2 protein-coding genes are annotated in these 1,734 nt (G+C 59.9%); both read right to left on the bottom strand.

The window, feature by feature from the left end:
- Positions 1–91: 91 nt before the first annotated feature.
- The gene (locus tag K359_RS58175) at positions 92–409 is read right to left on the bottom strand and encodes an STAS-like domain-containing protein (RefSeq protein WP_051346860.1); all 318 of its coding nucleotides are present in this window, start codon (positions 407–409) and stop codon (positions 92–94) included.
- A 30-nt stretch (positions 410–439) separates the two neighbouring features.
- Positions 440–1,336 carry a hypothetical protein gene (locus K359_RS63925; protein WP_198031301.1) on the bottom strand — a complete coding sequence of 299 codons (897 nt, stop codon included), beginning with the start codon at positions 1,334–1,336 and terminating at the stop codon, positions 440–442.
- Between the last annotated feature and the right edge of the window lie 398 nt (positions 1,337–1,734).

The following is a 1,734-nucleotide window of genomic DNA, read 5'->3' on the forward strand; positions in this document are numbered from 1 at the left end:
AACCTCCTCAAGCTGTTCAACCTCGCAAACGCAGCCTGAGCCTGCTACTCTACAACAAATGCCCGTCACGAAAACATATCTGGACGGGCTCCTAGGCGACCGCCTTGCCCGAGTTGCCCTCGCGCTCTAGCCGGGATTTGATCATCTCGTTGATCTGGCGCGTCGAGTTCACCACCCTCAGGCGGTGCTTCAATTCCGCCAAGGGCCATCTTGTGAGCAGTTGCACGAAAGCAAGGTTGGCAAACGACGACGTTGCGGTGGTGATGCTCTGAAAATCCAGCTCGACAATAACATCGCGCCGCGCCAGCGCGTTGCACAGCGCGTCGTAAAGGCGGCTACCTTGCTCGGCAGTATCTGCGCGGCCCGAAGTGCGAGCTACTACTATACGCTCTCGCATTTCCATCACCATTCGAGGTCTTCCCGGTCATCGGGAAGGGCTTCAATCGTATCCGTTCTGAGCACAATGTCGATAGTTGTTCCCGGGCAAAATCCGACGTTCCGGAACGATGAACGGGCCGCCTTGCGGCGGGAACCGGACTATCGCGTTGAGCGAGTAAATCGAGACCGTTCCGCCGTTTACCTTGACGGCATTGAGGAGGTAAGCGAGGCCGATCCCTCGATTTCCCGGGGTCGTCTTGGTCGTGAATCCGGCCTCGGTAGCCTTGATGATGGCTTGCGCGTCCGACAACTGCGGCAGCAGGGTCCGGACCCGCCCGGGGATTCCGAGCCCCATGTCCGACAGGGATATGTAAACCAAGGACTCCCGAGGGAAGTGCTGCGCGCAGATGGTGCCTATGTCGAGCTGGGTGTGGTCCTGAATGTTGTTGAACAGCTCGGCCACGCAATTTTTGAACATGTAGAGCGACGCGGGAGAGATCGACAGGCGCGCAGCGAGCCAAGGAACTAGGTTGTGTTCCAGCCAGCCATGGCAATCCTGATGAGCTATCCTCATCAGTGGTCGCGTTGTCGACCGTGGTGATGCATCCGGGCGGAGCTTTGCGCCGCAATGCTGCTCGAAGAACAGGGAGTCGTCCAGAAACCTGACGGCGTCACCATTGCCGCTGAGGTTGGTGAGCGTGATTTTGGTTTGATGCGCGCTCATCCATGCGAATAAGTTGCTGAGAAACACGATGCCAGCCGGTCGGACAAAGCCGAGATTGCCGAAATCGATGATAACCTCCGGCGGCCAGCCGTTGACGGCGTGCGCCGCGAGATCGGCCGCAACCTTCGACAGGGACAGTCCATTGAACTGGTACGGCAGCTTTACAATCGGCGCAGCCAACATGACCTCGAATCGAACTTTTAAAAACGCGGTAGTGTAGTCGTGACGTGGCAACCTGCGCCAGCATTCCTTGAGGGGAGAGGGGATTTGCGCGCACTGCGCAAGTGAAAACGCCGGTATCCGCTACCTGACCTCCTCCGGCGCGGAGGCGATCAGTATCACAGCAGGACGGCCTATACGAACTGCACGTGGGCTTTGATCCCGGAGCCGCCTCGGTGCACTGGCTCCCGGAAGAGCGTGCGATTGCCGTGTCCCGGGCGGCTAGGCGGCATGCTGGCGACAGACCTGATTTAGCCGCCGGTGGCGGCGCTCCGGCAAGCCGCCGCCGGGTGCGAGATCGGCCCGTCGCTGTTCGCGCGCGGAAATTTTCGGCGCTTAAGCGGCTAATCGTAATTTGGCCTATGCGGCGAGCGTGAGCTCGGCATGGCGCAGCCGACGCGCGTCGTCGTCCG

Source organism: Bradyrhizobium sp. th-b2 (assembly GCF_000426785.1).
GTDB classification, from domain to species: Bacteria; Pseudomonadota; Alphaproteobacteria; order Rhizobiales; family Xanthobacteraceae; genus Bradyrhizobium; species Bradyrhizobium septentrionale.

What these genes read in the sequence shown, in the direction of transcription:
- K359_RS58175 (WP_051346860.1), bottom strand. Translation starts at nt 409, where the DNA reads ATGGTGATGGAAATGCGAGAGCGTATAGTAGTAGCTCGCACTTCGGGC.